Origin of the sequence: Chamaesiphon sp. VAR_48_metabat_135_sub (genome assembly GCF_031418915.1) — a bacterium.
GTDB lineage: Bacteria > Cyanobacteriota > Cyanobacteriia > Cyanobacteriales > Chamaesiphonaceae > Chamaesiphon.
On sequence record NZ_JANOJV010000033.1, the window covers coordinates 1 to 6,976 of the forward strand.

General features: G+C 43.3%; 5 protein-coding genes. 1 reads left to right on the plus strand and 4 read right to left on the minus strand.

Going from position 1 to position 6,976, the window contains the following annotated elements; translation table 11 throughout:
• Positions 1-120: 120 nt before the first annotated feature.
• The 3 genes from RMO55_RS02420 to RMO55_RS02430 are packed head-to-tail and all read right to left on the minus strand — an operon-like array spanning position 121 to position 5,205.
• Positions 121-873 carry a pPIWI_RE module domain-containing protein gene (locus tag RMO55_RS02420; RefSeq protein ID WP_310422940.1) on the minus strand — a complete coding sequence of 251 codons (753 nt, stop codon included), beginning with the start codon at positions 871-873 and terminating at the stop codon, positions 121-123.
• On the minus strand, positions 863-4,051 hold the full coding sequence (locus RMO55_RS02425) for a hypothetical protein (protein ID WP_310422943.1): 3,189 nt from the start codon (positions 4,049-4,051) through the stop codon (positions 863-865). Before RMO55_RS02425 ends, RMO55_RS02420 begins: the two co-directional genes overlap by 11 nt.
• Positions 4,048-5,205, minus strand: a complete 1,158-nt coding sequence (locus RMO55_RS02430) for a hypothetical protein (protein ID WP_310422946.1) — start codon at positions 5,203-5,205, stop codon at positions 4,048-4,050. Before RMO55_RS02430 ends, RMO55_RS02425 begins: the two co-directional genes overlap by 4 nt.
• Before the next feature lie 306 nt (positions 5,206-5,511).
• Between RMO55_RS02430 and RMO55_RS02435 the strand changes: the two genes are divergently transcribed.
• Positions 5,512-6,396 carry a hypothetical protein gene (locus RMO55_RS02435; protein WP_310422949.1) on the plus strand — a complete coding sequence of 295 codons (885 nt, stop codon included), beginning with the start codon at positions 5,512-5,514 and terminating at the stop codon, positions 6,394-6,396.
• Between the two features lie 96 nt (positions 6,397-6,492).
• Here the strand turns inward: RMO55_RS02435 and RMO55_RS02440 are convergent, their stop codons facing one another.
• Positions 6,493-6,912 (minus strand): hypothetical protein, encoded by a 420-nt coding sequence (locus RMO55_RS02440; RefSeq protein ID WP_310422952.1) that lies wholly within the window; start codon positions 6,910-6,912, stop codon positions 6,493-6,495.
• Positions 6,913-6,976 lie beyond the last annotated feature (64 nt).

A 6,976-nucleotide genomic window follows, 5' to 3' on the forward strand; every position in this document is an offset into this window, starting at 1 on the left:
AGTTACCTCTGAGTTTGAGGAGTAGGACTTTCACCTACATCAATCGGACAGTTCAAGCCTTAAAATGCTACATGTCTCGTAGCCAGCTTGGAAGTATTATGTACGGGCTTTCACCGTGATTCATACTTCAACGAATCGCACTCTCACTCCATACTCACAATTTAGATATGGGACACCATTGGGATGATAGTTCAGATTAAATGTTGCATGATATGAATGGTAGTGGTTTTCTTTTTCTTTTTCTTTTCCTCTAACAATAAGTTCGGGATTCCAGCTAATAACTTCCGATCTACCATCCGATGTAATACTTTCTCTAAAATGAAACGTTCGTTCTTCGCTAGCGTCTGGATTAATTAATGTTAAAGGTTTAGACACTATAGCACTGGTAAATAAATAAGAAATTAACTGATAGTAAATTGGATTGATATGTAGTTTACCATCTCGAACTTCCCAAACCAGTTCTAATATATTAATTTTTTTAAATTTGATATCGTTGCCAGAAATAGCTATAATTAACTGTCGATCGCTTTCCGAGAAATTCTTTAGGCTCTCAAAAGAAATCCGCACCCATGTTTTGACAATTGTAGCAATATAGTCAAGATTGATAAGATTACTTTTAGAATAAAACCAATTTCCTTGATATGTTTTGAAGGCATCAGGCGAAGGAAAAATTAAATCTTCAATCAAAACCTGCAAATAATGATTGAGACATTTTGTTGGTGGTGAAACCTCTTTCCTCTCTAGTTTAATTTGTTGAAGCCTAGTAAATAATTCTTTCCAATGCTGTGGAACTTCTAAAGCATATAACTCAAAAGGAAGTGTAAGTTGAGTGGGAATATTGAGAGCGAATAATTGAATTTGGTTATATGCCATCGATTTTCTCCAATGCACGATAAAAGGGTTCGTAAAGCGATCTGACTAAAGCGATATCTCGTCCGTTAAAGGCGGTTCTAGTCTTGGCAAAATAAGGATGGAGTGCATACTTAAATCCTGTCAGTAATGAATCTTTTGCGGTTTCTGGTTTGTGTTCGGCGAGATTCGGTGCCCAAGCTGCATCGATAAACCGAACCAGAGTGGGTTGATTGCCGCGAATGGTACGAGCGATCGCTTGCCAAGTCAGCACCATCTGAGTCCAAATCAGTCCATCGCGGACGTGTTTGGGCAGACTGAGATCTGAATATCGTAAATCCTTCTCTAAACTCCGCAGAAAAATTCGATAGCCATCTACCCGCCAGGATTCACATGCTTCAACTAGATTACCCGCACGTTCGGTTAAAATAGCCATTCGCTCTTGTTGTAAGGCGATTTGAAATTTGTAATTGAGATCGTCTGGGCTAGGGTGGGGACGAACTAAAAAGTAGGCTCCACCGAAAGCACTCAATCCCGCATCATTGAGGATGTTTTTACCCCTCCCAATGGCTGCGATGGGGGCGATTAAGATCGATCGATTGGATCTCGCGAAATTCTCGACATTACTGCGGGTAATCAGCGAATCATCCAGATCCTCTAGTGGAGAACTGCGAGTCAGAGCGGCAATCCGATCGCGCCATTGTCTACCCGTGTCCAGCGTCAAAATGGCATCGCGAACGAATTCAACTTGTTCGTAGCTATTGACGTACCAAATCAGTCGTTTTCGCGATTCTGGGAGGGCATCAAAATCGCGCTGCAAGGTATCGGTTTGTTGCAGGAGCGATTTTAAAATCTGTACCAGTGAATCTTCTTTGGAGTCAACCCCAGAAACTCGCACGGGTTTACCATCAGCCCAGTAGCAGGGTGAAAAATGAAAACTACTTTGGGCGAGGACATCCATCGCGGCTGACTGTTTGGGGCGGAGCAAATAATCTACTGGTAAATCGACATGATAAGTCGGACTGGCTCCAGCCCAACTCGTACCGCTCAATAGCAGTGCGTGTGCCCCGCGCGTGCCCTCACCTGCAAAGACATGGGAGAAATTTTCGAGCAGCCACCGCCCTTGCCCCAAGATTTGAAAGTACGATAGCGTCAGCAGCTCGTCTCGTCGTTCTAGTTTAAAACCACATACCAAGCCAGTTGCTAAACCAGGGACTAATCCATAAAAATCTTGAGGAATCCGATTAGAAAAAGCAATGTCACTAGCTCCGTCGGTTTGTTCGACTACGCCATAGGCACTATTAATTGCTTGTTGGAAAAATGAGACAAACAATACTAATTTTAGAAATAACGCAAACCGCATCACGAATTCGCGCCGCTCTTTAATCGAGACGATCCACTTACGAGTTACTAAATCCCCCTCTAATTTAGCGATCGTCTCTTGCTGCTCTTGATAATTTTCATGGGACAATCTCAGTGCGTATTCAGCCAACCAAGAGCTTTTCCAATCCCCCAATAGAAACTCGGATAACTCCTGATAAACTGGATTTTTATCGAGAATAAATGTATTAGCTTGGGTATCGACCCCTTCAGCTTTGGCAATATCCAATACAAAGTTTCTAGCCAATGACGAACAGGTGAAAAATCGCTCTGACAGCCATTCGCTCTCATTCGGTGAGATTTGGAGTTGAGTGTAGATATTATCGACGAGGGAGTCGGCATTCTGGAGCGCGTGGTTGAATTTCCCAAACATCGCTTGTTGGAGATCGATGCGAGAATTCTGGAACTTTTGCGATCGCGTCCAATTGACAACTCGATCGAGAAATCCACTACTTCCCCGATCGATCAATTTAATTGCCGGAAAAAATGTGGAATCTAAATTAGCTTGAATCTTATCGCATTCATCGAAAAATACCACTCCGCAAGTCCGATAGATCGACTCATAATAAGTAATCGATTGGGAACTGACATGTTGTGAGGGACGGGTGAAAATTGCCGCCGATATCGTCGTTAAAATGACATCCGCATCGGCAAGTTGGTTGGTATCTTGGTGTCTGGGACATTTACCAATTAACGGACATCCTCTCAATCCACCAAGCTTACCCGTACCCTCTTCTGTCTCATTTTGATACTCTCGGAGATCGAAACAAGGCGGTGAAACTGGTGGCTTGGGCTGAATATAATTACTCAGCGGACAAGCAGTAGATAAATGCGTAAAACCCTCGATATCTCCATCCACACTATGCCAATTCTCCAAATGGGATTGGCGATTGCGTTGCCCCATTGCCACACATACTCGCACACCAACTTGTTTGAGCAAATTTGCCATGCGGATACAGGTGACAACCTCGTTGAAAACGACCCCAATCCGGTGTCCTTTTTGAACGAGAGCGACTGTTAAAACGTCAATCAGGGTAGATTTTCCCGCATTGAGCAATCCGACTAAATGTTTGATGCCATCAAACTCGATCTCGGTGACGGGTGCAAAGCCCATCTGTTTCGATCGTTCGATAATAATGTCTTCCAGTCGGCGGACATAATTATATTTACCACTGGTTTTTTCGTCCAATAGTCGAGCGGCAACCTCCATTTCTGCCACTGAAACTTTAATCGGTTGCGGATTTTCCCCATGTAAAGAGATAGTTTTACCTGGATAGATGGGCAGATCGGCGGGAATTCTGACACTATAAGCAGTTTCTCGATCGGTGAACCGATATTCTTTACCAGGCTTGGCTAGTTTGAACGGACGAGTGCGGTATTTGAGTTTAGTGCTGAGTAAATTTTCAAAACACTCGAACCGATTGCCCCAAACTACAGGTAGGATCGATTTTCGAGCAAATTGATAGCCATCATCGAGATCGTATGCACTATATTTAGCTGGAATTTGGCGATAAGTTTTAAGCGACTGCTCGACAATATCCTGGTTGGTTAAATAGTGTAAAAGTTGACGCAAGTTAAACAGATTACACTTGGCTTCACTCGTTTCGATCTGCTTTTCTAGAGCGGGAAAAAGGAAGAAGCGATTGGAAATTAACAACCATAATGTGGTGGCACTATCGAGTTCGGACTGTAAACCCAATTTTTCGATCGCAAATAAGCCCAGTTCGATGTCGAGTAAGGCTTCGATCTGGTCTTTGTTTAAACCATCTGATCTTTGTAATGACTTGGTTGGTTCCGTTCGCCACGATCTGGTGTCTTTCATTGTGTATTTTCTCCAACTGCGATTCCTGAAGACGCTTCGCCCATTTCAGCCTTCCGTTTGCGTTTGGTCTTCATTGGGGAACCACCATCGAGTTTCTTCTTCGCCAGATCGCACAAGGCATCGTCAAAGATCGGGCGAACGTTATGCCACCGCCATTTCGACTTGAGTTCTTTGAGATAGGCAGGACGGTCTTTTTTACGTTCGACTGGTACGACAATATAGCCGACATCCCAGGCTGGCTCTGCGGGAATTGGTTCGTCTCCTAGCCGTTTGACTAGTAAATAGGGATTGGAATAGTCTTTGAGATCGATCGCCCAAACTTCCTGGTCGGGGAAAATGACGCGCAGATCGTAGCTATCGCGTTGGGGATACAACTCTACTTCCAATCCTAGCTGTACTAACTTTTCGTAGAGCCGAATTTCTGCCCGACCTGGATAAAACCAAAAGCGTTCTAGCCCGCGTTTTAATTTCAGACAATCGTTGGGTAATTTCATTTTGCGCTTGAGCCGTCGTCCAGACGGACAACGATTGCAATTGGGATTGGCAATTACATCCTCATGTGCGACGGCGGTGAGAGCGCGGCAATAGGGACAGGCATAGAAATTATCCTCAAATCGGTAACAACTGGGGGCAGCTTCATAGCATTCGTCTAGCAAATCCGCCAATCCCACCCCCAGCCCAAACCATCCTTTGGCATCGACCAATTCTTGGTTGGATAGGACTGGATGCTCGATAATAAAGCGTCGAAATTGGGTATAGATTGCCGCCCCGCGCTCGTGAGCCTGACACCGTTGGAGCAAAACTGCGGCAATTTTCGATTGTTCTTGAGATGGTTGGCTACCGCCAAAGGCTTCGGCTAACTCGATCGCGATTTCGGTCGGTTCTCCAAAAAACAGTAAAGCTTCCTCACCATCTAGTTCGGGGTCGATCTCTAAGCCCCACTCCCCTAAAGGCTGCTCGCACCATTCCCCATAAAATGCTGGCAGACTCTTGGGCGCGTCTTCCGGCTTGCCCGCCATCATAAAGGCTAAGACGATACTGTCATATCCCAGTTGCAGGTTGCGTGGATATGGATAGAGCCGTCCTTGGTGCTGAGAAACCTGAATAAGTCCCGCAGAAATTCGCTCTAGTGTGAGAGTATCTAGTTTAAACATAGTTACTACTCTAAAAATTAGGATTTTTACTATAGTAACTGCGCCAGGGCAAAATAGTCAACCTCATCTAAATTTACCGTGAGTAGAGCAGATGAACTATAACTACCAGATCGATCGCAACTCATTGGCGGCACATTTACCGTTTAGCTTAATACCGTTCTAGTTGATTTGGGTGATGCCGTCGAGGGAAGAATTAGCTCGACCTTTCGATCGAATTTCCTTCAAGATGATTTATAAGAGTCTTTATCATTAGAATACAATAGTAGACCCAGCACCAAAAAAGTCATTCAAGCAATTGAAAATTTTATGTTTAGTTCTATTTTTAATCAATCTAAAACTGTTTATGAATGTTTGGATGAAGGAAAATCATATCATTGTTATGGATTTTATTTTGAACTAGATAGGAAAATCTTGGAGCAGCCAGTTTTTTGTTTTATTGGCGACCCTGAGAAACTGCAAACCATGTATGATTTTTCCTCTAGAAGTGAAATTAAAATTAATGGTAAAGCGTATCTTTTACCCCTGGGTTTTAAAATCAAAGGGATCTGGAGACAATGGGATAAAGAAGAAATAGCCATCCCAACTGTAATCGGTGAAATAGCCCTTACCGCCGAACCGCTTTGCTTATCTGCGTTAGAATCATTTATGGTCAAAATCGAGCTAGAAACAGAAGTCCAAAACTTACACCATAAACACAGTCAAGCCAAAATCGAACAAATTCAGGCTACTATTCAAGATATTGAGTCCCAACTAGAACTATTTGCTACTAACTTAGGAGATTTATTCGAGCGAATTGTTAAAGAACGAAATCTATTGAATAGTATTCAAGATTTTCCGGTAAACAGTCCGATTGAATTAACTCAACGCAACGAAGATCTAAAAATATTATTAGCACAATTTCATCAACTAGATCTGCCTAATTACGGATTGGGACAAGACGAGCGATTAGTTCTGCCTAATTATAGATTAGAACGAGATTACCCAAGCCAGATTCAAGTCGATCCAAAACCAAAATACATCGAGAGGAATAGTCGGTTAAATTTATTGTCGGCTAAATCTAACCAGCCAAGACTCAATCTCGATCTGTTGAAAAAGTCGATTTCAATGGAGATGGTGATGAATTTAACCTATGCGATCGTTATTTCTGTCACAATTAGTAGCATTATCTCAATCCTACTTGGTTCAAATTAAATCTTTCATCGTTAATTTAATGAATTAATTAATTCATTAAATTAACGATCGGCGACAATCGCCCATCAATTAGCGGGTAGCAAGCTACCCTCGACTCTAACCAAACAAATCATCCAAACCATCGATAGCCCCAAACTCCGACTTAGGATGCGGTGACTTCACCTCAACCTTCTCCTTCACCTGAATATTCTTCACATTCGCTTTAACCTGAGGCACCAAAACCTCCCCCACCACCGGAAGATCCACCTCAACCCCCACCACCTGCCTTAAAAAATGCGCCTGTTGAGACAGAGCATGACAACTCTCCAACGTCGAAAACCGTAACACCTTCTCCGACACACCCCGCTCATGTCGAGCCAACGGCAACAACGAAATCGTCAAAATCTCCGTCACCCGCCGATTCACCTCCTCCTTATCCAACGTATTCAAATAATCCACAACCTCCGCCAACAACGTCCCCTCATACGGCTGCAACCGCAAACTTAAATTCTTCCGCCCCCGCTTATTAACCACCATTATTTCCCCTCCATCGACCCAATCAAATAATCAAACAACCCATAACAATCCACCAACCTAATCG

What these genes read in the sequence shown, in the direction of transcription:
- RMO55_RS02420 (WP_310422940.1), bottom strand. Translation starts at nt 873, where the DNA reads ATGGCATATAACCAAATTCAATTATTCGCTCTCAATATTCCCACTCAA.
- RMO55_RS02425 (WP_310422943.1), bottom strand. Translation starts at nt 4,051, where the DNA reads ATGAAAGACACCAGATCGTGGCGAACGGAACCAACCAAGTCATTACAA.
- RMO55_RS02430 (WP_310422946.1), bottom strand. Translation starts at nt 5,205, where the DNA reads ATGTTTAAACTAGATACTCTCACACTAGAGCGAATTTCTGCGGGACTT.
- RMO55_RS02435 (WP_310422949.1), top strand. Translation starts at nt 5,512, where the DNA reads ATGTTTAGTTCTATTTTTAATCAATCTAAAACTGTTTATGAATGTTTG.
- RMO55_RS02440 (WP_310422952.1), bottom strand. Translation starts at nt 6,912, where the DNA reads ATGGTGGTTAATAAGCGGGGGCGGAAGAATTTAAGTTTGCGGTTGCAG.